19 protein-coding genes are annotated in these 24,518 nt (G+C 61.0%); 8 read left to right on the forward strand and 11 right to left on the reverse strand.

The annotated features are described in order from the left end of the window. From ABIE33_RS23160 to ABIE33_RS23175, 4 genes are all read right to left on the reverse strand, one after another. A complete protein-coding gene (locus ABIE33_RS23160; RefSeq protein WP_429129980.1) occupies nucleotides 1-1,902 on the reverse strand; it encodes an ABC transporter substrate-binding protein in 1,902 nt (633 codons plus the stop codon). Then, nucleotides 1,899-3,791: an ABC transporter ATP-binding protein gene (locus tag ABIE33_RS23165; protein WP_429129982.1), complete on the reverse strand. Its 1,893-nt coding sequence runs from the start codon at nucleotides 3,789-3,791 to the stop codon at nucleotides 1,899-1,901. Before ABIE33_RS23165 ends, ABIE33_RS23160 begins: the two co-directional genes overlap by 4 nt. Before the next feature lie 125 nt (nucleotides 3,792-3,916). Further along, nucleotides 3,917-4,867, reverse strand: coding sequence for a polysaccharide lyase (locus ABIE33_RS23170; protein WP_429129985.1), 951 nt, complete (start codon nucleotides 4,865-4,867; stop codon nucleotides 3,917-3,919). Between the two features lie 8 nt (nucleotides 4,868-4,875). After that, nucleotides 4,876-6,225, reverse strand: a complete 1,350-nt coding sequence (locus ABIE33_RS23175; RefSeq protein WP_429129988.1) for an adenylate/guanylate cyclase domain-containing protein — start codon at nucleotides 6,223-6,225, stop codon at nucleotides 4,876-4,878. Nucleotides 6,226-6,614: 389 nt separating this feature from the next. Here ABIE33_RS23175 and ABIE33_RS23180 point away from each other — a divergent pair, with 389 nt between their 5' ends. Next, nucleotides 6,615-7,952: a nucleotide sugar dehydrogenase gene (locus ABIE33_RS23180; RefSeq protein WP_429129990.1), complete on the forward strand. Its 1,338-nt coding sequence runs from the start codon at nucleotides 6,615-6,617 to the stop codon at nucleotides 7,950-7,952. Here the strand turns inward: ABIE33_RS23180 and ABIE33_RS23185 are convergent. Next, on the reverse strand, nucleotides 7,942-9,102 hold the full coding sequence (locus ABIE33_RS23185; protein ID WP_429129992.1) for a DUF3095 domain-containing protein: 1,161 nt from the start codon (nucleotides 9,100-9,102) through the stop codon (nucleotides 7,942-7,944). The genes ABIE33_RS23180 and ABIE33_RS23185 overlap by 11 nt on opposite strands. A 292-nt stretch (nucleotides 9,103-9,394) precedes the next feature. Here ABIE33_RS23185 and ABIE33_RS23190 point away from each other — a divergent pair, with 292 nt between their 5' ends. Continuing rightward, entirely contained in the window at nucleotides 9,395-9,673 is a 279-nt protein-coding gene (locus ABIE33_RS23190; protein WP_429129995.1) for an autotransporter outer membrane beta-barrel domain-containing protein, read from the forward strand. A gap of 379 nt (nucleotides 9,674-10,052) precedes the next feature. After that, nucleotides 10,053-10,883: an MBL fold metallo-hydrolase gene (locus ABIE33_RS23195; RefSeq protein WP_429129997.1), complete on the forward strand. Its 831-nt coding sequence runs from the start codon at nucleotides 10,053-10,055 to the stop codon at nucleotides 10,881-10,883. Here the strand turns inward: ABIE33_RS23195 and ABIE33_RS23200 are convergent. From ABIE33_RS23200 to ABIE33_RS23225, 6 genes are all read right to left on the reverse strand, one after another. Continuing rightward, a complete protein-coding gene (locus ABIE33_RS23200) occupies nucleotides 10,870-11,640 on the reverse strand; it encodes a polysaccharide deacetylase family protein (protein WP_429130000.1) in 771 nt (256 codons plus the stop codon). The genes ABIE33_RS23195 and ABIE33_RS23200 overlap by 14 nt on opposite strands. Beyond that, the gene (locus ABIE33_RS23205) at nucleotides 11,637-12,734 is read right to left on the reverse strand and encodes a glycosyltransferase family 4 protein (RefSeq protein ID WP_429130002.1); all 1,098 of its coding nucleotides are present in this window, start codon (nucleotides 12,732-12,734) and stop codon (nucleotides 11,637-11,639) included. The genes ABIE33_RS23200 and ABIE33_RS23205 overlap by 4 nt, the downstream gene beginning before the upstream one ends. Before the next feature lie 90 nt (nucleotides 12,735-12,824). Beyond that, nucleotides 12,825-13,109, reverse strand: coding sequence for a hypothetical protein (locus ABIE33_RS23210; protein ID WP_429130159.1), 285 nt, complete (start codon nucleotides 13,107-13,109; stop codon nucleotides 12,825-12,827). A 235-nt stretch (nucleotides 13,110-13,344) separates the two neighbouring features. Beyond that, nucleotides 13,345-14,799, reverse strand: coding sequence for a transglycosylase SLT domain-containing protein (locus ABIE33_RS23215; protein ID WP_429130005.1), 1,455 nt, complete (start codon nucleotides 14,797-14,799; stop codon nucleotides 13,345-13,347). A gap of 26 nt (nucleotides 14,800-14,825) precedes the next feature. Beyond that, nucleotides 14,826-16,970: a mechanosensitive ion channel family protein gene (locus ABIE33_RS23220; protein WP_429130161.1), complete on the reverse strand. Its 2,145-nt coding sequence runs from the start codon at nucleotides 16,968-16,970 to the stop codon at nucleotides 14,826-14,828. Between the two features lie 118 nt (nucleotides 16,971-17,088). Then, nucleotides 17,089-19,581 carry an SH3 domain-containing protein gene (locus tag ABIE33_RS23225; protein WP_429130008.1) on the reverse strand — a complete coding sequence of 831 codons (2,493 nt, stop codon included), beginning with the start codon at nucleotides 19,579-19,581 and terminating at the stop codon, nucleotides 17,089-17,091. A gap of 247 nt (nucleotides 19,582-19,828) precedes the next feature. Between ABIE33_RS23225 and ABIE33_RS23230 the strand changes: the two genes are divergently transcribed. From ABIE33_RS23230 to ABIE33_RS23250, 5 genes are read left to right on the forward strand one after another with little or no spacing between them, the layout of a single operon-like run. Then, the gene (locus tag ABIE33_RS23230; RefSeq protein WP_429130010.1) at nucleotides 19,829-20,287 is read left to right on the forward strand and encodes a helix-turn-helix domain-containing protein; all 459 of its coding nucleotides are present in this window, start codon (nucleotides 19,829-19,831) and stop codon (nucleotides 20,285-20,287) included. A gap of 29 nt (nucleotides 20,288-20,316) precedes the next feature. After that, nucleotides 20,317-22,188 (forward strand): SARP family transcriptional regulator, encoded by a 1,872-nt coding sequence (locus ABIE33_RS23235; RefSeq protein WP_429130013.1) that lies wholly within the window; start codon nucleotides 20,317-20,319, stop codon nucleotides 22,186-22,188. 35 nt (nucleotides 22,189-22,223) lie between these two features. Further along, a complete protein-coding gene (locus ABIE33_RS23240; RefSeq protein ID WP_053252645.1) occupies nucleotides 22,224-22,451 on the forward strand; it encodes a hypothetical protein in 228 nt (75 codons plus the stop codon). Between the two features lie 17 nt (nucleotides 22,452-22,468). Beyond that, nucleotides 22,469-23,719, forward strand: a complete 1,251-nt coding sequence (locus ABIE33_RS23245) for a YcaO-like family protein (protein ID WP_429130016.1) — start codon at nucleotides 22,469-22,471, stop codon at nucleotides 23,717-23,719. Continuing rightward, complete coding sequence (locus ABIE33_RS23250) at nucleotides 23,716-24,441, forward strand: TfuA-like protein (RefSeq protein WP_429130019.1); 726 nt, start codon at nucleotides 23,716-23,718, stop codon at nucleotides 24,439-24,441. Before ABIE33_RS23245 ends, ABIE33_RS23250 begins: the two co-directional genes overlap by 4 nt. The last annotated feature ends 77 nt before the right edge of the window (nucleotides 24,442-24,518 follow it).

A 24,518-nucleotide genomic window follows, 5' to 3' on the forward strand; every position in this document is an offset into this window, starting at 1 on the left:
TCAGCCTTCCTGCTCGATCCAGAACGTATCGGGTTTATAGACGCCGAAATAGCTCGTGGGGTCGAAGCCGTAGAGCGCTGTTTCCGGGACGTTCCTGATCTTGTTGGCGACCAGGATGGGCTGCAGGGAGGCGTTCACGATGCCGATCGAGAAGACCTGGTCGGTGTAGATCGACAGCATCCGCCCCCAGATTTCGGTGCGCTCGGCATCCTCGGCCGAGTGCCGCCAGCGCTGCAGCAGTTCCGTCAGCTCGACGGCAGCCGGAAGATCGGGCGCCTGCCCCATCTCCCCATGCGACAGATAATTCAGCCCCCACACCGGCCACTGCAGTTGGTCGTCGGCGGTCGGCGCCAGCTGGCCCGGGTTCATGGCAGCAGTCGGCACGCCGTTATCGAGCCCGAACCACATCGACATGATGATCTCGCCACCGACAGCGCGGCTGCGGAACGTGTCGCGCTGCGACGTGCGGATAAAGAGGGAAATGCCGACCTTCTGCCAGTAGTCGGTGATCAGTTGCAGGACATCGGTCTCGAGCGTGCTTTCGCCCGCGGTCTCGACGACAATCTGCGCGGCGCGGCCATCAGAGAGAATACGAATGCCATCGCTGCCGCGGTTTGTCAGGCCAGCCTCATCCAACAGCGCATTGGCCTGCACCGGGTCGTGGGCGATCCAGGCGGAGGCGAATTCCGGCCGAAACAGCGGGCTGTCCGGCAGGATCGTGTCGGCACTCTCCTTGGTCAAACCGTAGAAGACCGCCTTGTTGATTTCTGAACGGTCGATTGCCAACGACAGCGCCCGCCGGACCCGCACGTCCTGCAGCAACGGGCGCCAGACCGCATCGGAGCAATTGAGATTGGGAAGAAGGGCGACGCGCGATCCTTGCGTCTTCTTCCAGAGGAGGATCTTTACCGGATAGCGCTTTTCGGCATCCTTCAAGAACGTGTAATCGATAAAGTCAATGTTTGTCGCTTGAAGGTCGCTCTCGCCGGTGCCGGCCTTCGCCGGGATCAGCGCCGGAGAGCTGACGCTGAGCACGAATTTGTCGATATAAGGGAGCTGCAAGCCGTTCTCATCAACGCGGTGGTAAAAGGCGTTGCGCTCGAACACGAATTGCTCGGCAGGCAAGCCTGTCGTGTTGCGCCACGGGTCGAGCGTCGGCAGATCGGGATTTTCCGGGCGATACGAACGGGCCATGCGCATATGCAGCTGGCTCCATTTCTTGACCCTTTGCTCCTTTAGAAGGGCCTTGAGCTTGTCCTCATCCTGATACTTCTCGTGAAACTGCTTAAGGTAGGTCGCCGGCATCACCAGCACCAAGGGTTGCGGTGCGGCGAGTTTTTGCAGGAAATCGGGATTGGGAGTGGACCAGGAATAGCGCACCGTCCGCTCATCGACGGCCTCAAATTTTGCGGCCTCGCCGTCAATCACCAGCGCCATCGGCAAGCCTGCCGGGCTCAGTTTCTCATTGAGCAGAACATCTTCCCAGCAGTAACGGAAGTCTTCGGTCGTGAGCGGGCTGCCATCGGACCACTTGTGTCCCTCGCGCAGATGGAACGTGAAAATCCGATCCTCGACCGTCTCGAAGCTTTCAAGCACATCCGCGTGCAGCTCGAGTTTTTCGTCGTAGCCGACGAGGCGCGAATAGCCATAGACGGTCATCAGGCGGATGTCTTTCGCGCTGCCGATCAGGCTCTGCACGGTGCCGCCGTGTTTGCCCGGCTGGCGCCCCATGCCGGCAACGTTGATGACGCGCGGTGTTTTCGGCAACCGCTCATTGACGGGCGGCAGCTTTCCCTCGGCGACAAGCGCCTCGAAAAATTTCGGCTCGCTTGCCGCCGCAAGAAGGTATTTGGGAAAGGCCACTGTTGCGAGCAGGGCGAGTGCAGTTCGGCGAGTGATCATGGCCGTAACTCCCTTGCGTCCACTGACTTGCGCGCCAGAACGTAATGGTCGCCACCGAGGTCAGCGGGAAATAGCGCATCCTCCAGGCCGTTGTCACTGAACTGCGGCCCCCATCGCCGCATGTCCGAGCCCTCACTGGCCTTGAGCAGATCGAAGTCGAGCGGACGATCGAGGTCCGGATAGGGGACCGCCGCAAGCAACGACTTCGTGTAGGGATGCACCGGCTTGCGCATCAGAACTTCGCGCGGCGCGAGTTCGACGATGCGCCCAGCGCACATCACGGCGATCCGGTCGGCCATATAGTCGACCACCGCGAGATTGTGCGAGATGAACAGGCATGTAAGCCCAAGTTCCTTCTGCAGATCCTTGAGCAGATTGAGGATCTGGGCCTGGACGGAAACGTCGAGCGCCGATACCGGCTCGTCGCAGATCAGCAGTTGCGGCACCAGAGCAAGGGCCCGGGCAATACCGATGCGTTGGCGCTGGCCACCGGAAAAACTGTGCGGATAGCGGTTGACGAAACGCTGGTCGAGGCCGACGGCCTGCAACAGCGAGCGTACCGTCTCTTCACGCGACTTCGACGTTCCGCGCCCGTGGATTTCGAGCGGTTCGCTCAGGATGTTCTTGACGGTCATGCGCGGCGAAAGCGACGATACCGGATCCTGAAAGACCATCTGGATCTTCGAGCGCAGCGTCTTCAGCTCATCGCCTTCGGCCTTGAGCACATCGATCGGCCCCTCGCCGTCATCGAAGCTGACGCTGCCACCGTCCGGCGTTATGGCCCGCATCAGGATCTTGCTGATCGTCGTCTTGCCGCAGCCGCTTTCACCCACCAGCCCCAGACATTCGCCGCGGCGGATGTCGAAGCTGACATTGTCCACCGCACGATGGCGCGAAGGGTCCTTCTTGCCGAACCAGGAGGTCTTGCGCGTGCCATAGGTCTTGGAAAGGTTGCGCACAGACAGGAGAACATCGGGGCCAAGAGCCTTGGTGGAATCCTTGGCGCCCAGTAGGGTCCCCGCCTTGACCGGCACCTCCCGCAACGCCTTCAGCCGCTCTCCCGGCTTCATGTCGAAATGCGGAACGGCGGCCATCAGGCCCTTGAGATAGGGATGCTGAGGATTGCGGAAGATCGCGTCGACGGGGCCAGCCTCGACAATCTGGCCGTGATAGATCACCACGACTTCGTCAGCCATATTGGCGACCACGCCGAGGTCGTGGGTGATCAACAGCATCGCCATGTTGAGCTTGATCTGCAGGTCGCGCAGCAGCTGCAGGATCTGTGCCTGGACCGTGACGTCGAGCGCAGTCGTCGGCTCGTCGGCTATCAACAGTGCAGGCTTGCAGATCAGCGCCATGGCGATCATCGCACGCTGGCGCATGCCGCCGGAGAGCTCAAAGGGATACATGTCATAGGCGCGCTTCGGGTTCGAAAACCCGACATAGCCGAGAAGCTCTTCCGTTCGCGCACGCCTTTCGGCTTTCTCCGCATCCGTATGAATTTTCAGGACTTCGGAGATCTGGTTGCCGATCGTGTGGAGCGGCGACAGCGACGTCATCGGCTCCTGGAAGATCTTGCTGATGCGGGTGCCGCGCAACGCGCGGATTTCCTCGCCTTCGCGCTCCAGCGAGAGCAGGTCGATCGGCTTGCCCTTAACCGCCGGGTCGTTGAACAGAATCTGCCCGCCGACCCGCGCAACATTGGGCAGGATACCCATGACCGCCTGGCTGATGGCCGATTTTCCGGAACCGGACTCGCCGACGAGGGCGGTCACCTTTCCTGGCAAAATTCTGAAATTCGCTTCCTTGACGGCTTCAACTTTGCCGCCGAGCACCGAGAATGTGATCCGCAGACCTTCAACTCGAAGCAGGTCCGCCCCTGATGTCATCGCAGCACACTTCCCTCATTGCCCTTGTATCTGCCGCCTCTAAAAAAAGACTATCGCAGCTTCAGGGGGCTGTCCAGCTTAGGTCCTTGCAACCACAGCATAGTTCACGATTTGCGGCGCAATCGTCAGGGAAAAGGGCAAGCCTCTTGAGGCAGCACATCGGCGCAGCGCGGCGACCGACGAAAATCGTCATAATAGAGCGTCCAGTCAGTTACATCAGCCGCGCGATAGGGACCGAACTTGAAATACTGATTATGGCCGAGCCCCTTGTCAGCATGTCCGACATGGCCCTTGACCGTGATGATCGGCTTACCATTGGCAAAAAGCTCGATATGGCCGGTGCCGTCGGCGCCCGGCTTTGTATAAATCGCGAAATCGATCCAGCCAGATTTCGGATCCGGCAGCGGATTGCCGTGGTTCGTCACCGCGATCGCGTCGGTGCAGGCGTTGAAAAGATTGCCGTCGTCCGCCCGCCACGCGGGGTCAGCCGCCACGAACATGCGCATCTGGTTGACGCTCGGGCGTCCCCAGACCGGGACTTCACCCGGCCTGCAGGCAGCAGCAACCCCGTCCGGCCCGGCGGAAACCGGCGCAATATAATTGGTCTCGACAGTTGCGAACAACTTGCCGAAGTTCATGCGCAACGCCAGAAACGGACTGAAATCGCCTTCAGCACCCGGGTCGATCTCGCGCTTCCATTGCGCCACGAGGTAACGATGGTCGCCTGAGGGGACCGGGTCGGCAAACTTCACGGAGAACCCGTACCATACACCCTGGTCGTAGGGCACCCGCAGTGCCGTCTTCTCCCAGATTTCCGCTCGCTCACTGCAGCCGTCGAGCGAATCCGGACAGGTCGGCACGACGCTCAGCTTGAGCCCACCATTGCCATTGCGCTTGACGATGCTCTGAAACTCGGCCGTTCCCGCGCTCTGTTCGAAATTCTCCCGGTAGTAAAGCCCGCCGTCCGGCGAGAAATCCTGCCCCTCGAACCCGTCGAAAAGCTTGGTTTCCCACGGCTGCGCTGCCGCAACGCCAGTGATGAAGAAGCTCGCGACGATGAGGGCTGTTCGGAACATTGAGGTCCTTACTGAAGCATCTTGTCGATGAGACCGCGCGGCGGTTGCAGCGGGCGGGTGTTGCGATGTAGCAGCATGACATGTTCCGCTTCCGAAAGTCCATCCTGCAGAACATCGTCGAGACGCTCATCCGACTTTGGCAGAAGCGCTGCCTCATTCGGATAGAGAATGGTGAATTTCTGGCGCACGCCGCGCAGCTTCTCCTGCCCGAGCGCTGTCCAGTCGCCGCCGCAATAGTTAGCGAAAGCCTCGCTGGCGACAACGCTGTGGGCGTATTTCTTCGTCAGGTTCTGCAGCCGCTGCACCTCGTTGACCGCCGAGCCGAAGGCCGAGAACGTCAACCGGTCGCGAAGGCCAACATTGCCGAACATCACATTGCCGACATGCAGACCGACACCGTAGCCGATCGGGTCACGCCCCTGCTTGCGCCGCTCGGAATTGAGCAATTCCATGCGGGCTGTCGCGGCGCGCACGGCGCCGAACGCCTCGCGCGCGGCAAATTCGGAAGGCTCCTTGTGTCGGCCGCAAGGATAGACTGCCAGGAAACCATCGCCGACAAAGCTTAGGATATGGCCGCCGTTGCGGTTGAACGGGGCAGCAATCGCATCGAAGTAACCGTTCAGCGTTTCGATATAGGATTGGCGGCCTTCCTTTTCCGCAAGCATGGTCGAGCGGCGCATATCCGCCATGACAAGGATCGCACGCACCGTCTCTCCGTCACCGCGCCGGACCTGCCCGCTCATCACGCGGCGGCCGGCGCTCGAGCCGAGATAGGTGGTCAGCATGTTGTCGGCGAGCTTGCCGAGAACGGCCATCTTGGCCGCAACAGCGAGATGGTTCTGCAGGCGCAACAACGCGCCGATGACGTCATCGGTGAAGCCGCCGTGGCGGTCCGTCGTCCAGGAGCCGACCATGCCGTGGCCGGAATCGGCACCGAGCGACTGCATGAACGCGATGTAGTCGGTCGCCCCCTGCTCCTTCAGCTCGTCGAAGATCGGGAACTCGGACGGCGTATCTTTGTAGAGGCGCCGACGGACATGCTCGAGATTGTTGTTGAGCAGGTAATAGTAGGGGCTGCGCAGGAACCGCTCCGGATTGAGCGCGAGTTCCTCATGCCGCAGGCCGCTGACATCGACGCCCTTGCCGCGCACCCAGGTGAAGCCGAGCGCGTCATAGAGCGGATGCAGCATGGAAAAGGAAAGGTGAACGCGCATTAACGGCAGGCCGGCAGCTGCCAGCCGCTCACAGAAGCCCTTCACGATCGTCTCCAGCGACTCGTCGCTGAGCGACGTCCGCATGAGCCAGTCCGCGACCTTGTCGATCAGGATTTCAGATACGTTGTCGTTTACCGGGCCCATTTCGCGTCCTCACCGTGACAGACAATCCAGCACCATGCCCAGTTGCGATGGGTGAACGACCCGACGATCTGTCGGCGTTCGCTCGCGACGGCTGATGATGATACGTGCCCGTTAAGAAAATACTCCAACCGATTCCAGCGTCGATGACGTGCAGGCACCCGGAATGCGGCACTTATATGTTGCAGATATTGATGGCCCTCTGCAATTTCCAGAGGCGCGCGAATTTTTTGTTTCGCGCCGCAGCCACACGAAGATTTGATGGCCGGCCAACGCACTGCAGTCAGAGGAAGGCATCCGCACCACGCTTGACTTGTACCTTGTTTCTATCCAACAAACCACGACATGTCGCCAGGCTGGCGCCTCCCGTTCATAACAGCTGGAACCGAAACTTGACCTCACCCCATCACGAAAAGCTGCTGGCGTCGATTTCGGCTCGCACGGCCCATGTCGGCGTCATCGGACTTGGTTATGTCGGCCTGCCGCTCGCAATTGCGGCGGCACGGGCGGGCTTTTCGGTGACCGGCTTCGACATCGACCCGACAAAGATCGTCGCGCTCGACGCGCACAAATCCTATATCGCGGCCGTACCGGACGCCGTGCTGGCCCAGCAGGCGACAGCCGGGCGCTTCCGCTCCACCACCGATTTCGGACTGCTTGGCAGTTGCGATGTCATCGTCATCTGCGTGCCAACGCCCCTGACGAAACACCGCGACCCCGACCTTTCCTTCGTTGAGAATACGGCACGTGCGATTGCGGCCACGCTCAGGGCCGGCCAGCTCGCGGTGCTCGAATCGACGACCTACCCGGGAACGACCGACGGCGTCGTGCGCACGATCCTCGAGGAGACCGGTCTCAAGTCGGGCGTTGATTTCTTTGTCGGCTTTTCGCCCGAACGCGAAGACCCTGGCAACCCGGTCTACGAGACGACCAGCATCCCGAAAGTCGTGGCCGGCGACGGACCGCTTGCGGCAAGCCTGATGGAACGGTTCTATTCCGCTGTGGTCAAAACGGTCGTGCCGGTATCGTCCAACGCCACCGCCGAAGCGGTCAAGTTGACCGAGAACATCTTCCGCTCGGTCAACATCGCCCTCGTCAACGAGTTGAAGATTGTCTTCGAGGCCATGGGCATAGACGTGTGGGAGGTGATAGAGGCGGCGAAGACCAAGCCCTTCGGTTACATGCCTTTCTATCCCGGGCCCGGGCTCGGCGGCCACTGCATCCCGATCGATCCCTTTTACCTCACCTGGAAGTCGCGCGAGTACGAATTGCCGACGCGGTTCATCGAACTGGCCGGAGAGATCAATTCGGCAATGCCGCGGCATGTGGTCAGCCGCCTCGCGGAGGCTCTCGATCGCCATGCGGGCAAGGCGCTCAGCCGTTCAAAGGTGCTTGTCATCGGCCTTGCCTACAAGAAGAACGTGCCCGACATTCGCGAAAGCCCGTCGCTGAAGTTGATCGAACTGATCGAGGAACGCGGCGGTCGGTGCGAGTACCACGACCCCTATGTCGCCGAGATCCCGTCGACGAGGGAATACAGTGCCCTGAAAGGCAGACGGTCCGTGACGCTCGACGAGCAATCGATCCGGCAGTTCGATGCCGTGCTGGTGGCAACCGATCACGACCAGGTCGACTACGCCGCCCTCGCCGCATCTTCACCGCTCATCGTCGACACACGCAACGTGTTTCACCGCCAGGGCCTGACCGGTGCGCACATCGTCAAGGCCTAGCCAAGGCCGCCTTCAGCTTGCTGGCGGCAACCGCATAACCGCCTGAGGCACCGTCCACGAAATGCATATGGTCGCGGCTCATGGGAGTGGGAACGATGCAGGTCATCAGCGCGGAGTCCTGCTGGTGCAGGCCGTAACGGCCGACGTCGGCCTCCTCGGCCCGACGTAGCCGCGCCTCGATCAAGGCGAGGCGCGCGGCGCTGATATCGATCGTCATCTTCAATCCGTCGTCGAACTTGCGAAAATCGGTGTTGTTGGCGAGATCGCGGCGATAACGGGTCGTATCGAACGTGCCGAGATTCCAACCCATGCGAAAACAGATGAACAGCGCCAGTGTCTGTAGCGTGATCCAAAGACGCGCCAGAAGCCGCCCTCCCCGCGGCGCCCTGGCGCGTGCTTCGGCCTCGATGCCTTGGGGCGAAAAGCGCGGTTCAGGCCCAAGCTCGGGAACCGGGTGTGCGTGTCGCTCTTCCTCGTCTGCAAGAGCAACAATGTCGGCGATCAGCGCCTGAAACTCCGGTCCGCTGCCTTTTTCCCCCGGTATCGCAATGATCGAGGCAATCGAACCGTGTCGGGACTGGATAGGGTTCCAACGGCATGAAAGCCCAGTGAGATCCGGCCGCGTGCCGGGTGGTGCAGCTTCGATCTGATATCGCCCTGCCTTCATGGCCGCCTCGGCCCAACTTGCGCCGCCACCGGCGAACATCGCGTAGGAAACTTCCTCGCTCGCCTTGAAGCGGGCGACGCGCATGTCGAGGCCATCCGCCCTGATATCCCTGACCGGCACCAGCGCCGCACGCAACTCGAGGCCGAGTTCTTCAAGGACCCACGTTTTCACAGCTGAAAGCGCCGCCCTGGCTCGCTCGGCCATGGATGCGGGCAGAACCGCCAAGGCGCCGTCGCCCCCGAAAACGAATGGCATGGACTTCTCGTCGAGCGCGTTCATCAGCGCGGAGATGACGCTCGCACCCGCCATGTTCACAGTTTTGTATCGCCCTTCGGCGATTGCCCCGGTGGAGTTGACGATATCGGCCAGTGCAAGCACCCAGCCATCGGGCAAGGCGCGATAATTCGCCTCGTCTGCGACGCCTTCGAAGGCATCGAAGAGCGGCACGCTATCGTAAAATCCTATTTCAACTGCCTGCGCCATGGGTACTCCGACCTGCTGACCGTCGGCTATGTCGATAGATGTTCCACGCGAGACCGCAAGAAAAAGTTTCATAGCGACGGCATCGGCTTGAGGAATTCGACTTGGTATCGGCAAGCCGGAGAACGATCCATGTCGCCGCGGTTCGCGAACGGTCCATCAGTTTGGGCTGCCTCATTTGGCACAACGAGCCCCGCCGAGCACTGCTGATGTGCCGAAGCAAGAGGCATCAAGTACACGTCAGGGCCTAACGTTTTGGCAATAATGTTGCACAGTTGAAGCTTCATCCTAAAATTTGACGGTTCTCAGATCGGCGTCAGCATGGCCCATTCCGCTCCAGCCCTACATCAAGGCCAATATCTGGCCCGGCTTCCATGCGGACCAACGCATAAACTTCGGCGCAGACGCGATCGTCACCAAAGTCGGCGGCACCGCCTTGGAAATCGGCGGTGGTCTCGTTGCAAAACTGTCGGAATCGACCAGCCTCTTCGCAACGGCAGACTACACGACGAACCTCGGCGGAGACAAAACGCAAGTTCTGGAAGGGAATATCGGCATCAGCATAAAATGGTGACGTCGTCACCAGGCCCTGCCGCAAACGTCATAGGCAGAGGACGAAGCAACACTTGAGATGTTCCGCTTCATATCCGCCGGCGATTGCAAGAAATCGCTGCGTCAGCTCGAGGAAGAGCACCAGCTCCGACGGCCACGTGACCGAATAAGCTACTGAAAAGCCTGACGGTTGTTGCAAAACGGGCCGTTGATCGCTGCCCGCGACAAGGCTTCGGCCCACCCAATGCAACATCAGATACGCCATCGTCATTTGTGGGCATCGATAAGGTTAATGTCTAAACAATAACCCATGGCATTGCAGGGGGGTGGTCATATGTGCTTGTCTATTGGTCAGGCGCAGGCAACCAGGCTTGCGCGGGCAGAGTGAAGCCGAAGCTGGAATGCAAGAAGACAACTTTCGAGTGCGGTTCTGGGGCGTAAGAGGGAGCTTGCCGGTATCCGGCGAGCAGTTCCTGCGCTATGGGGGGAATACATCCTGCATCGAAATTCGATGCGGCAAGGAAGTGTTGCTCTTCGATGCCGGATCTGGATTGCGCGAAGCGGGCGCCTCTTTGATTGCCGAAGGCGTCGATAACTACGACCTTTTCTTCACCCACAGCCACTACGACCACATCATCGGCCTTCCCTATTTCAAGCCGATCTACAAGTGTCAGTCCTCGGTGCGGTTCTGGTCGGGGCATCTGCACGGCGTGATGACGACCAAGGAAATGATCCGCGACTTCATGCGGCCACCGTGGTTCCCGGTCGATCCGGATATCTGTCAAGCAAGCCTTGAAGGCGTCGACTTCAAGCCCGGAGACGTGCTGACGCCACGCGACGGCGTGACCATCCGCACGACGAGCCTTACCCATCCCGGCGGCTGTGTCGGCTATCGCGTCGAATGGAACGGCCGCGCCGTGGCGCTCGTCTACGACACCGAACACGAACCCGGCATCCTCGACCCGGCGGTCCTTGAGCTGATCGCCGGCGCCGAATTGATGATCTACGACTGTACCTACCTCGAAAGCGAGATGACGCATTTCCGCGGCTTTGGCCATTCGACCGGTGTTCACGGCGCGCGCCTTGCGATGGCGGCGGGCGTCAAACGCCTGGCGATGTTCCATCACGATCCCGCGCGAACAGATGCACAGCTGGACGCGATGGAAGTCGACGTGCAGTCCCTCTTCGCTGGCGCATTCGCTGCCCGCGACGGCCAGATCATCGATCTATAAGGTCTCTTGTCTGACGCCACTGGCAACCGGGGTGCCCGGCCGTGACGGCAAAGAGCTCCTCCAGGAAATCCCACACGGCCCCGTCGTGCACGAGGTGATGGGTCAGCAGACCGACCGTGCGGCCCGACTGATCCTCCTTGCCCTCAATGCCGCCGCAGACCCGCCGCATGCGCTCGACGATATCGGCGATGATAAGCCGGTGGTCTCGGCATCCGCGCGTACCGCGCCAATCCATGACATCGACATGGGTGTTGATGAGCGGAAATGGCGACGTTTTCTCCGGTCCGAAAACCGAAAGGACAGAAAATCCAACCTCGGGCAGTCGTTGCAGCAAAGCGGGATCGATCCGGTTCCACGGCGGGACGAGCATCGGAACGAAATGTTCGGGAAAAAGCGTTTGCAGACGCTCGACGCCGCATCGCAGTTCATCGAGGATGACGGCGTGCGACCGATGGGCGCCGAGTTCCTGTTTCTTTTCCTCAGGAGGCGCGTGATTAAGGTGCGCCCAGCCATGAGCCGCCACGCCGACATCGCCAGCACCAGCGATACGCCGTGCCAGCGCTTCGGTTGCCGGTGCAGGCGGCACGGCGAGCGTCACCGGCACCGCATGGCTTGCCGCAAGCAAAAGTAGCCGGTCGAGCAGCGCGGTCGGCTCGATGGCGTCGTCGTCCCTCAGCCAGAAGTCCACCTTTCGTTCCATCGCATGAACGCGGTCGAGTTCGTCGACGAGCAACTGCCAGCCAGGATCAGCGGTCACGTGGTCTTCTCCAGAAATTCGTCGAAAATCTCGCCCAGTCGTCGTGTCGCCGCGGGAAAGGAACGCGCTTCGTCGACGAAGCGTCGAGCCTCGTCGGCAAATTGCTGGCGAGTAACCGGTTCATCGATCAGGCGGCGGATCGCTGCCGCATAGGCATCGACGTCGCCCTCGGGCGTCAACAGCCCCGTCTCGCCATCCCGCACCACCTCCGGCACACCCGCTGTGCGCTGAGCAACAACGGGCAGTCCGGCCGCCTGTGCCTCAAGATAGGCCAGCCCATAGGCTTCACCGCAGCCCGGCCAAAGATAAAGCGCGCTTTCACCGAGGATGCCGGGGATGTCGCTCGCATCCTTTTCGCCAAGCCAGAGCAATCGATCCGCAGGCAACGCAGCAAAAGCATCGTGGACATCCTGCCGGCACGGCCCGTCGCCGACAACGGTCAACGTCCATGGCCGATCGGCAACCAGCGATAGGGATCTGGCAAGCATCCGGTAGCTCTCCATCTTGTCGCCGCTGCGCATCATCGCCACCGTGACGAAGTGGCCGCCATCCGTGGCACCACGCGAGACCTGTTGGAATGGAGCCGTATCGATGAAGGGGGAAAGCATCGCATACCGGCACGTGGGCGCGGCCTCGACCAGGCCATGGCGATCCCGCTGTGTCAGGCAGATATTGACCGCGGCCTGTTCTATGGCGCGCAATACGTGACGCTGCGCGACTGCGCGAATGCCCTCATTGCGGCGGAACGAGTAGGAGGCCTCGGCCGTGACGTAGGGAATAGAAAACTCGGCCGCGAGCGCCGGTCCGATCAGATCCGGCGCCTTGTAATAGGGGTGGTAGCAAAACCAGACATCGGGTGGCGTCAGGGACTGCCAAAGCGTGCGAAGACGCTCCGTTTCGCTGGCGGCGGCGGCCGCCAGCGACGCGAACTGCACCTCGCAAGCATCCGCCATGAAGCTACGCAACTCGCTGGCAATCGACACGTCATGTCCCGCCTGCCGCAGCGCGCCGATCAACATGCGCGCCATCAGCCGGTCACCGGATGGAACGGGATGGCTGGGGGATTTCAGCGGTGCGTAGAAGGCGATTTTCATGCAGATCGAGCTATCGCGTCTTCGTTTGACACTGTCAACGGCAGCAGCAGTGCAAGCCGGCCGGACGGCCGCATACGGACCTTAACAGGATCAATCGATCGGTATGTCGAAATAATCCCTTCGAACAAGCTTGAGCGATCGGTCCGGCTGGATGATATAAGTCTCTTTGACAAAGCTGTTTCCGCTCACGAAAGTGTGCGGCACCATGCTGCCCACAGGTGCCTTCGTCAGCTTCGTCCGCGGTTGCCCGCCATAGGTGATGCTGCCCGGTATCGGTTCCAGATCCGGCGTCGTGCAGCCGGCCAGAGCAAGGCCCAACACTGCGAACAACACCAATGGCCCGCAGGGACGGAACGCGCGTTTCGATACAACCATCACCAAAACCTCCTTCGGGCCGGCCCCGGACGAGGCGCTCGTGACCCGGTACCCAGCGCCTCAAAAACGATACGTCATGGTCGCCGTAATATTTCATACTCGGCCAAAAATGCCTTCGTCCGTTTCCGATTGAAGGCATCATTCAATAGGCCGGTCGGCGCCTTCAGGTCCAGTTGGTTTTCAGGCCTCTGTTATCAAGAAAGGCGCGGGCCACTCAAGACGACCTGATGCAAATCTACTGCGCGCTGGCGTTGGCAGCTGCCGAGGATTTTATTGTGGCAGCTTCCTGACTCTGTTCCGCCAGCAATCCGTAGGCAACGTAATACTTGTAGATATTGCTGACATATTGAACGGTCTCGCGCCCAACAATCGCGGCTGCGGCATTCTCGACATTGCCGAACCACAAGTTCGGATCGAGGCCCATGTCCTTTGCCTTTGCGCGGAACTTGCGCAAGTTGCCCGGGCCGGCGTTATAGGCCGCGAAGGCGAAGAGCATGCGGTTGCGCGGCGTGACCGCCGGGTCATCGATATAGGTATCGATCAGGTACCTCAGATACTTCGATCCGGCCTCGACATTCAGATTCTGGTCCTTGTCGATGCCGCGAATGCCGACGGCCTTGTCGGCAGCGGTGGACGGCAGAAGCTGCATGATGCCGACTGCACCGCGCGGGCTGCGCCGGGACTGGTCAAGCTGCGATTCCTGATAGCCCTGTGCCATCAACATCAGGTAGTCGAAGGAATAGGTACCGCCGTGTTTGAGGAAAATCTCGACCAGTTGCTGGAAGCGCTCCATATCCTCAGGCGCATAGGCACGCTTCAGCATCTTGTCGCTCTTGTAGTAGGCGTTCTTCAGCATGTTCCCGAAGGTGGTGCCGACCCGGTGGGTCTTGGCGAAGGCATCGAGCGCGGTCTTGAGCTGAGGACTATCCTTGCGGATCGCCCAGGCGATCTGCCCGTGATCGGACACGACGATATCGTCACGCATCTTGATATCCGTGAACACCGTAGCCCAGATGCTGCCTTTGTATCCGTCGACCACCGCCCAGGGCAAAAGGCCGGCATTCACCATCTCGAGAATGTCCTCGTCCTCGAGATTGTCGTCCATCTCCTTGATCGGGATCGGCGCGCGCCCAGCCTTGACGAAACCGTCGCTCAGCGTGACCAGATGCTCGTGGTAGCTGCTGGACGTGCGAACACGGACTTCCCCACCGCTCAGATCGTCCAGATTGGCGATCGCCGGCGCCGATGGGCCCGTCACCAGCACTTCCTTGGCCTCGTTGAACAACGGATCAGTGAAGTCGACCTTGGCCAACCGAGCCCCTGTGATCGTAAGATTGGCCATGACGATGTCGCCAAGGCCCTCCTCGAGCGCGGTCAACAACCGCCCACGCGCCATCGGCACGAATGCGACCCTTATCTTTTCGATCTCCCTCTTCCGCCCGGCATTCAACTCCTTCTCGAGCGCCGTTCCAAACTCGACTGCCGTGCCGAGCTGCCGGCCGCGATCGATGAAGTAGGTCGTCTTGCTGAACGGGACGATGATCCGAATGAGGCGTCGCTTCTCCATGACGTCGAGATCGCCCATATGCGGGGCAATGATCGCCTGGAATGTGCTTTCGTTCGATTGAGCCCATAGATGTCCGCTCCCCGCCATGGCGAAGAACAGAAGCAACAATGCCAGGCGTCTCATGTTGGCCTCCCCAGCCCGAGAAAACCCTATTCCTGCGGTGCATTCTCGGCGAGCGCTGCCGCCGCATTCTTCTTGGCGATCGCGTCGCGCGTGGCAGCGGCGGCGGCAGCGTTCTGTTCGTCGCCGGCCACCTGCACCGTCGGCGATGCGAAAGAGATGCCGTTCTTGTCGAATGCCTCCTTGATCATCGCCTGTGCCCGGCGCCGGATCTGCGTCTGATGTCCCGGTTTGGTCGTCATCGCAAAGCTCAAGGTGATGCCGTAATCGCCGAAGGTCTCGACGCCCTTCATCTTCACCGTCTCGATAATCATCGGCCCCAATTCGGGATCTTCGAGAAGTGCCGCGCCGATGCCTTTCACCACCTTCTTTACCTTGGCGATATCGGCCTCGTAGGAAACATTGATCATGAACTTGTCGATCACCCAGTCACGGCTCATGTTCTGAACCGCACCAAGGGAGCCGAATGGCACGGTGAAGACCGGACCGCGGTGATGCCGGAGCTTCACCGAGCGAATGCTGAAGGATTCCACGGTGCCCTTGTAGCTGCCGCTTTGAATGTACTCCCCGATACGGAACGCGTCATCGGTCATGTAGAAGATCCCGCTGATGACATCCTTGACCAGGGTCTGGGAACCAAAGCCGATGGCGACGCCAAAAACGCCCGCGCCGGCGATCAGCGGGCCGATCTGGACGCCAAGGCCGGAAAGCACCATCAGCACCGCCACCACAAGAATGAAGGCCGCGAGGAAATTGCGCAGGATCGGCATCAGCGTCAGCAGGCGGGTGTTGCGGGCACGTTGAGCGGCATCCGTCGTTTCGACGGCGGCATGCTTGACGCGAAGGCTGATCAGGCTCTTCGCCAACTGCCATACCAGATCAGCCGTAAGCAGGATGACGACACCGGCAAGCACACCACGGAAAATCCTGTTGACCGCATCGTCCTGGACCATCATCGAGGCGTTGACACGGAAGACAAGCGCAAGCCAACCCGCTGCCAAGGCAATGATCACAAGTCTGGCGCCGCGTTCGATCAGCACGTTGCGCATCACACGCATGTCGTCGTCTGCTGACGTGTCGAGCATCGTCTTGGCAAAGGCACTGGTGAAGCGCAGAAGCAGCGGCAGGCCGATGACGTAAAGGCCGATCCAGAACAGAACCCTCAGGTCGACCACCCACAGCACCCAAAGCAGCACCAGGAAGGCGACCAAAAGAATATTGCCGACCACGCGGCGCGATCCTGTTGTTGCACCGGCTGGCCTCCTCAGCACTGTGAGGATTGCAAGCGCAAGCACGATGACGCCGAGCACCGCCGCAACAAGATTGCGAACGTCTTTGGCAACGGAAAGGGCCTGCATGGCATCGCCTATGCCCCATATGGCGGCGGCGGTACAAATGATCGCCACTGACGAGCGGCGCCAAAAACGCGCGTCCTCGGCCGTCAACGAGAGATAACCGGCTCGGCCGGATGGATCGGTCACGTCGACTGGTCCGCCGGACAAGACGGCAGATGCAATGGTGATCAGCAGACGCGCTCCGATCCAGGCAACCAGGAGCGGCGCTATGGTCATTTCAAGCCGCGATGGCCAGTCCGCGACGGCGAGCACGGTGGTCGTGGCAATTGCAAACACCAGGAGTGGCAGCACCTTGACCAGCATCGTGCGCGCCGGCCCGGTCAATGCCGCCGAAAGCAACGTCCGCTTCAGGAGATAGCGCAGCGCGTATTCGGCGCCGTATCCGATCAGCAGGATGAAAAGGAACCCCTTTAGGATCGGAGCGGAGCCAAGGTTTTCCATGTCTCCCGCGAGGCGGCCGCGCGCCGCGTCGAATTCGGGGCCGATGCGCGGCACCGCGTTGGTGATGCCGGTCAGATGGCGGCGAATCTCAGCCGTCCAGCGGGCCGCAATCCCGGCGGCCGGAGCGGCATCGGCCGGTGTCGTTGCCGCGGGTGCCGCGGCTGCCGGTGCCGCCGGCTGCTTGGTAGCCAACCATTGCCGCACCTCCGGATCATCAAGCAGTTCGATCAATTGCTGAACCTTGGCCGGCTCCGCGGTGGGTGTGGCGCTTTGGCTCTGGGCCTCGCTTGCAGAAGCAAGTCCCAGGAACACCGTCAAGAAAGCGAGAATACGGGCCGACGGCCCCAAGAATCCACGCAACGAACTGACACCGACCATGCTGCTCATACCCCCAGCGACCAGCGAGCGCCGATCGATTCCTGTCCTCATCCGCACAAACGCTAACACAGTCACTGGCGTTTACGCCAACTTCCGTTTTCGGCTCGCATTCTTGCGATCAACGGCGCCGGAAACCGCCGCCACCGCCAAATCCGCCGGGGCGATCGAACCCACCTCCTCCGAAGCCGCCGCCGCTCGGCAAATTCAGCGGCCGCTGGTCGAAGGACTGATGTTCGAATGAACGCTGATTGCCGATCTGGCGTCCGGCGCGGTCGATTGCCAGATGGTCGGGCGCACGGTCGCGGATCGCGCTGCCGCCGCCGGCCTGACTGCGATTGTCGATCCGCTTGTTGAGGTTCTGCGCCGCATCCGGGTGCTGGGTCGCAAACTGCTGGCCGGCCATTTTCGCGTCCTGGATCGACGGCTTTTGGACCGGTTGCCATCCGTCAGGCGTATGTTTCTGCCACGCACCATCGTCGCGACGATAGATATTGCCGTCGCGTCCGGCATAGACGTCGCCGCCCTTGCCGCCTGCGACGAAGCCATGATTGCCGTCGGACGTGCGCCAATGTGCACCGGCACCGCCGGCCGTTGACCCGCCGCTGATGCGGGCGAAGTCCGAACCATGCTTGACCGAGGCCGTCCCCCAGCTGCCATAAACGTTTTGCCCGCCGCGCGCGATGGCCGCATTGCCGGTTCGCGGATTGTAGGCAGCGACGAAGCCGCGCTCGCCCGCAGGTCCGTAACCGGCCGCGCCCCTGATGTAGGTACCCGTGCGCGGATTATAGGCAGCCCCTGCAGCGATGCCGCGATAGGGGCCGTAGGCGTAGCCGTAGCGGCCAAAGGTGCCGACGGCCGGATTGTAGAAGGCTCCGACGCCGTAGCTGACCGGCCGTGGATAATACGGATAGTAGCCGCCACCGGCCCAACCATAGTCCCAGTAGTCGTCATAGTACCAACCGGTGCCGTAGACGAACGTGTCCCAGGCAAGATAGGCCCCGAGATAACCCATGGTGTATCCGACCCAGACCGCGTCAGACTCGGTCTCGTAGATGCGGACATAGGTGGCGTTGTAGACAGGCGACGACGGCGGGATCGTGTAGATCTCGTCGGGAACGGCTTTCGCCACCGCAAACGGCCCGGTCGGCGTATCGCCGACAAACCAGACCCCGTCCTTCAACACGAAGTATTTGTCGGCAACCTTGATCACCGTCTCATTGGTGTTGACGGCATACGTCAGCGACGTTCCGTCGATCGTCTCGAATTTCGGGTCGCCGCTATAGGCGACGTCGACCTTCACCGATCCGTCCAGCGACACACGCGCCTTCTCCGGGATGCTGGCCTTCAATCTGGCTTCCGCATTCTCCGAGGTGCCGGGTACCGAAGAGCGGACCGTGTAATAGGAGGCATCCTCCGGAATATTCTGGAAATCCTGGGGAAGGTTGGGGGTGGCGAAGGTCCAGGGACCATCAAGCGACGGAGCAGAGAACCAGCGGCCGGAGACGAGAACGTACCAGTTGGAATCGGCAGGCAGAAAGAAGACATCGCTCTCGGTGTTCGTCACAATCTTCAGAGCGGTACCCGGCACCGCCTCGAGCTTCGGCTCACCGTTGAAGACAAGCAATTCCGAAGGCTGGTCGGAATAGATGACCTTGGGCGCCACCCCCTCACCTGTGGCAAGCGGGATCGCCGCCTTGGCATCCTTCCAGTTGTCGTCATCCGGCAACTTGGAGAAGAGATCCGGCAGCGACGTTGCGGGCTGCCAGCCGCTCGCCAGGTCTTTCGACTGCAGCCATGCCTTCTCGTTGCGAAGGTAGTAGCTGCTGTCGGCGTCAAGCTTGAACAGGTCCCAATTGGTGTTGACGGCGAAGGAAAGGCCTTCGACGCCCTTGACCGGCGCGAACACAACCTTGCCGTCGGTCTGGACAAGCACCGCCGGCTCCTTGCTGACATAGATCGGTGGTGGATCGGCTTTGAGCCCTTCGACATTGCCGAGCCGCTCATAGTCGGCGAGACTCGCTGTCAGCTTGTCCTCCGACAGCGTTATGGTGCCGACAGGCATCAACTTGCCGACTTCCAGTGCCAGGTCGGCCAATTCCTGGCGGTCGAGAACCGAGAAGTTGATCTCTTCGACCTTGATGTCGGAGACGACCACTTCGTCCGAGGCGCTGTCCGTCACCGTCTTGCCCGTCACCCCGATGACGCCGAAGATCGGCTTGGCATCGTCGGACTGCTTGTATTCGGCGGCGATCAGGGCATCGAGATCGGTAAAATCCTTCCAGACGTTGACCTGCGGTTGGTATAGCGTGATCGTCGCCCCCTTGTCGGTCTTGTAGGCGCGCGGCCAGCCAAGCCCCTTCGGATCGGCATCATTCAGATATTTGCCGCTGACGAACCCGTCCTTTCCCTCGAAGCTGACCGCACACCAGGTGCCGGCATCGTCACATTCCTTGACGTCGACCTGCCCGCCCTCGTCTATCGTCCCCATGCTGTCGAACCCGGTGCCCGGTCCGGCCCGGAAATTGACAGATGCAGTCGTCGTGGCTGGGCCGGCCGACGCCGGAGCAGCGGCAATGGCGAGTAGCGTCAAGCTCAAGGTTATTCCGCGCATTTCGCATCTCCGACGTTGCAGAAATTTATGCAGGCATGCCCCACATTGCTCAATAACATCCCCTTGCCCCGACCCGGCGCAAGTACGTAACAGTAACAACAGCCGTAACGTCGGGCATGCAAGGCGAGTGGCCGGTGCCGCGCAGCGGAATTATCCGTGTTTTGGCGCGTAGTGATTGCATCGAGTCATTTATTCGAGCAAACTCATATGTATGATTTGGTCACGCCTACATGCGGAGGAAACACTCGTGAACACGAAAGCACCCAGCCAGATTGATGTCTTTGTCGGTTCCCGCGTCAGGATGCGTCGGTTGATGGCCGGGTTGAGCCAGGAGAAGCTGGCGGACGGCCTCGGAATCACGTTCCAGCAGGTCCAGAAGTATGAAAAAGGCACGAATCGCATCGGCGCCAGCCGACTGCAGGCCATCGCCGACGTTCTCGGCGTTCAACCAAGCTTCTTCTTCCAGGAAGGCGAAGAGGGTGCAACCCCGCGGACAGGCCTCGGCGATGTACGCGAGCCGAACGAGATCTCGTCCTTCGTGTCGTCGAAGGAGGGCATTGCGCTCAATCGGGCCTTCCTGAAAATTACCGACCCAGTCCTGCGCAAGAAGATCATCTCGCTGGTGGCCGCCGTCGCACAGACACCCGAGGCGGAAACAGTCGCAGCCCACGGCAGCACCGCGCACGCCCCAGACCTGCATGGATAGCCGCCACCGGTTGCCGATGAGATAGCCAGATGAAATTTAGATTGCAGACCCTCGGGCGATTGCGTCTCGTCGACGAAGATGACTGCGATGTCGCCTTCCCGGAGAAGGGTCTGCTCATTCTCGCTCAGGCGATCGCCGGCGGCCATCGCGAGCAATCCCGAAACGATGTCGCCAAGCTCTTGTGGAACGAAGTTGTTCCGAGCCAGGCCTTCGTCAATCTGCGCAAGACAATCTCCCGTATCACGTCGCGTCAGGAAGAACTCGGGCACGCGTTCCTCAGTTTTTCGCCATCGACCGTTCGGATGGAGCCGGATGCGATTGCGAGCGACCTCGACGACATCGGCCGGAACGCCGAGCTTGACGCGCTATCGCGCTTCCAATGGGCCGGGGAGAAATTCCGTGACGATTTTCTCAAGGATTTGAAGTCGCAAGGCCGAGCGCTTCACGACTGGATCGAACAACAACGCTCCGATCACGCAGCCCTGCTGCGCGAGTGCCTGATCAATGTGGCCGAGATTGCGACCGGCCCGGATCGAAAGCTCGTCAAGTCCGCTGCCGTCAAGCTTCTGGAGAAGAACCCCGACGACGACGAGGTTCGCAAAATCCTCAAGACCGTTCTGGCGCTGGAGGGCCGGCAATATGACGCGCGCCTTCTTTCGGGCGGCGGACCGGTGGCCGCAACCGCCAAGGCAGCACCACCGTCTACCCTGACGAACAACCAGCTGCTGGAGACCATGGGCGAGACGCGCCCTCCGCGCGTCGTGCTGCTGCCGCCGGGTGCCGGCAATGCCGACGCGGCAGCCACACTGTTTGCTCACTCCTTGATCGAGGACGTGACCATCGGCCTTTGCGCGCTCCGCTCGGTCTCGGTGATAGCGCCCTACACGGCAGCGCAGATCAGCCTGCAAGCAGACAAGGCCAGCACGTACGAACAACACGCCATCAGCTATATTCTCGATACCCGCCTGACGAACGAAGGCAGCCGGCAGACGCTGTTCACGCAACTGATCTTCTTTGCCAACGACGAAGTGATCTGGGCCGACCGTTTTACGCTCGATGACAATGGCTTGATGAGGTCGCGCCAGGAGATTGCGCGACAGATCGCGTTTGCCATTGCCAGCCAGGTAGAGCGCAACGAGACCATGCGCAAAACCTATGAGAGCAACGGCAGTTCCTATCGCAGCTACCTCCTCGGCCAGCGCTACCTCAAGCAACTCAACCTGCCGGAGGTCCGGCGTGCTCGAAAGAGTTTCCGCGAGGCGCTCAGCCAGAATGCCGATCTGGCTCCGGCGATGAGCGGACTTGCCCGCAGCTACTTCGTCGAGTGGCTTCTGACCGCCCGCGGCGACAGCGAACTTCTGGCTCTCGCCGAACAGCACGCTCGAGATGCGATTGCCATCGACGATACGCTCGCGGCGGGCTACCGCGAACTCGGCGTCGTCAAGCTCTACAGCCGGCAGTTCGACGAAAGCATCGAATTCCATGAGAGGGCCGAAGCGCTCAGCCCGCAGCATGCCAATGTGATTGCCAGCTACGCCGATACGCTGGTGCAGGCCTCGCGCCCGGATGGCGGCCTGCGCAAAATCGAAGCGGCCATCAATCTCAATCCGATGGCTCCGGACGAATATTTCTGGACGGCGGCGGGCGCCTGCTACTCGCTTTCGCAATACGATCAAGCACTTGACTATATCGAGCGGATGCGCGATCCCACCCCGGCTGATCGCCTCGCCGCGGCGAGCTGGGGTATGCTCGGCAATCGCAAGAAGGCTGGCCAATACGTGCGCAAAACGTTTGAGGTCCACCCGGACTTCAACCTGGACAAGTGGATCACGATCGTTCCGTTCCGCGAGGAATGGCAACGCACTCATTACTGCGAAGGCCTGCGCAAGGCCGGTTTCTAAGTATCATCACCACATGAGGGACAAGGGGAAAGTTGATGACGACGACAACTCAGGTAGTTGTATTTGGCGTTGAGGGCGACGACGGCCTGTGGCTGGCCGATCTCGGGACGGGCACCGTCACGCGCATCGTAGACCCGCTCACGGGCGCCTTGGCTTCGGCCAATGAGCACAGAAACGCCGGCGCCACGGTGGTCAAGGGTGTCAACTTCGCCGTGCGCGCCAACTCCGCCGGCTCCGTGTCCGGCGGCTTCATGGACGGCTAAGCCCAGCGCGCTCGTGCATGGCTTCGGTCACAGATGTAGATCGGGCGAGCGAAAGCCGCTCGGTTTCTGACAATCCACACGCTGCTGATCATTACTCCGACCGCGCCTGCGCGCCAGAAGAAACCTTCGCACGCATCACCCCTCTGTTGCCCGGGTTCGGCATCAGCAGACTTGCCCGCCTGACCGGTCTCGACAACATCGGCATACCCGTCTGGAACGCGGTTTCGCCGAATGCGAAGTCGATCGTCATCAACCAGGGCAAAGGGATCACCGATATCGACGCAAAGGTATCGGCGGCGATGGAAGCGCTGGAGCGCGCGGTCGCCTGCAATCCGTCAGCACCAATGGTGCACGCGACACGACGTGCACTGTTGGAAAAGGGCGAAAGAGCGCTCACCCTTCCCGGCCTTGTGGCGGCGGGCGAGGCCGATCTTGGTGACGACGAAACAACGGCCTGGCTGCGCGGCTTCGACCTCCTGGATCAGCAGACGACCTTCGTTCCACTTCAGGCGGCACTACTCGACCGCACGCTCGAGCGCTGCCGCTACTGGCAGTCGTCGGACGGGCTTGCCTCCGGCAACACCGAAGGCGAGGCGGTTCTGCACGGCCTGCTGGAGCGGATCGAACGCGATGCCGAGACCTTGTGGCGGCTACTGCCCCTGACGGCGAGACTGCGCACCTGCATCGACGCGGATCTGTTCGACGATCCCATCATTAACGACATGACGAGCCGGATTGCCGCGACAGGTCTGACGTTCCGCCTGTTCGACGTGACCAGCGACATCGGCGTCCCCTGCATGACCGCCGTTATCGCGGATGCCCGTATCCTCGGAGCGAAAGAACCGCGTTACCATGACGTCACCGTCGGCCATGGCGCCCATCTCGATCCACGACGCGCCGCAATCCGCGCCATCACCGAGGCGGCGCAATCGCGCCTCACCTATATTAGCGGCGCGCGCGACGATGTCTTTCCGGAAACCTTCACCCGCAGGCTGCCGCGCGAGACACAGCAACTGTTCGAGGCAGTGCCCGCGGACCGCAACCCGCATAGCTCGATTGCTGGCATCGGCGCAATTTCGCAGCTCGAGCAGGTGCTTGAGGCTCTCAAGCGCGCCGGCATCGCCACCGTGGTCGCGGTCCCACTGCTCGGCGAGCCTCTGCCGTTCTCCGTGGTAAAAATCTTTGTACCGGAACTCGAGAATCCGGATGGAGCACGCAAGCGCCGTTTTGGCGCAAGGGCACTGTCGCGCGCATTGGAGATCGCGTGAAGATCCTCTTTGCCGGCCCGACCTTGCCGGACGCGCAAGCGCTCATCGGCACGGACATCGTGTTGCACCCGCCGGCCATCCAGGGCGACATCTTGCGCGCCACGCAGGACGGCGCCACCGTCATCGGGCTCGTCGATGGTCACTTCGAACAGGTCGCGCCGGTCTGGCACAAGGAGATCCTGTTTGCGCTATCCGAAGGTGTACGCATCTATGGCGCCGCCAGCATGGGCGCACTTCGCGCCGCCGAATGCGCAGCCTTCGGCATGATCGGCGTCGGCAAGATCTATCAGCAATACGCGGCAGGCGAGCTTGAGGACGATGCCGATGTCGCCCTTCTCCATGGCCCGGCGGAACTGGGCTATCTGCCCTTGACCCTACCGTTGGTGAACGTCGCGGCAACCCTCGAGGATTTGCGCGCGCGCCAGCAACTCGACCCCATAGCGGCCGCGCAGCTGCGGATAGCGGCTGCCGAAATCTTCTACAAACAACGGAACTGGCCGGCGATCGTCGCGCGTGCGAACCTTCCGTGCGGCACGGACCGAGAAGAGATCTTGGCCATCTTGGCAAACGGAACGATAAACCAGAAGCGCCTCGATGCCCTGGATCTGCTCGACATCATGCGCTCCGCCCCGGCGCAAAAGACGAAGGCTCCGGAAGGCTGGGCATTCAATTCTACAAGCCTTTGGAAGCGGTTGCTCAATCAACTTGTCGCTTCATCCTAAGAATGCAGATTTCCCATGCAACGTGTGTCACGCTCGTGTCACGCGCATCAATAAAAAGTCGCGCTATGATTTGCCGT

Source organism: Ensifer sp. 4252 (assembly GCF_050434565.1).
GTDB lineage: Bacteria > Pseudomonadota > Alphaproteobacteria > Rhizobiales > Rhizobiaceae > Ensifer.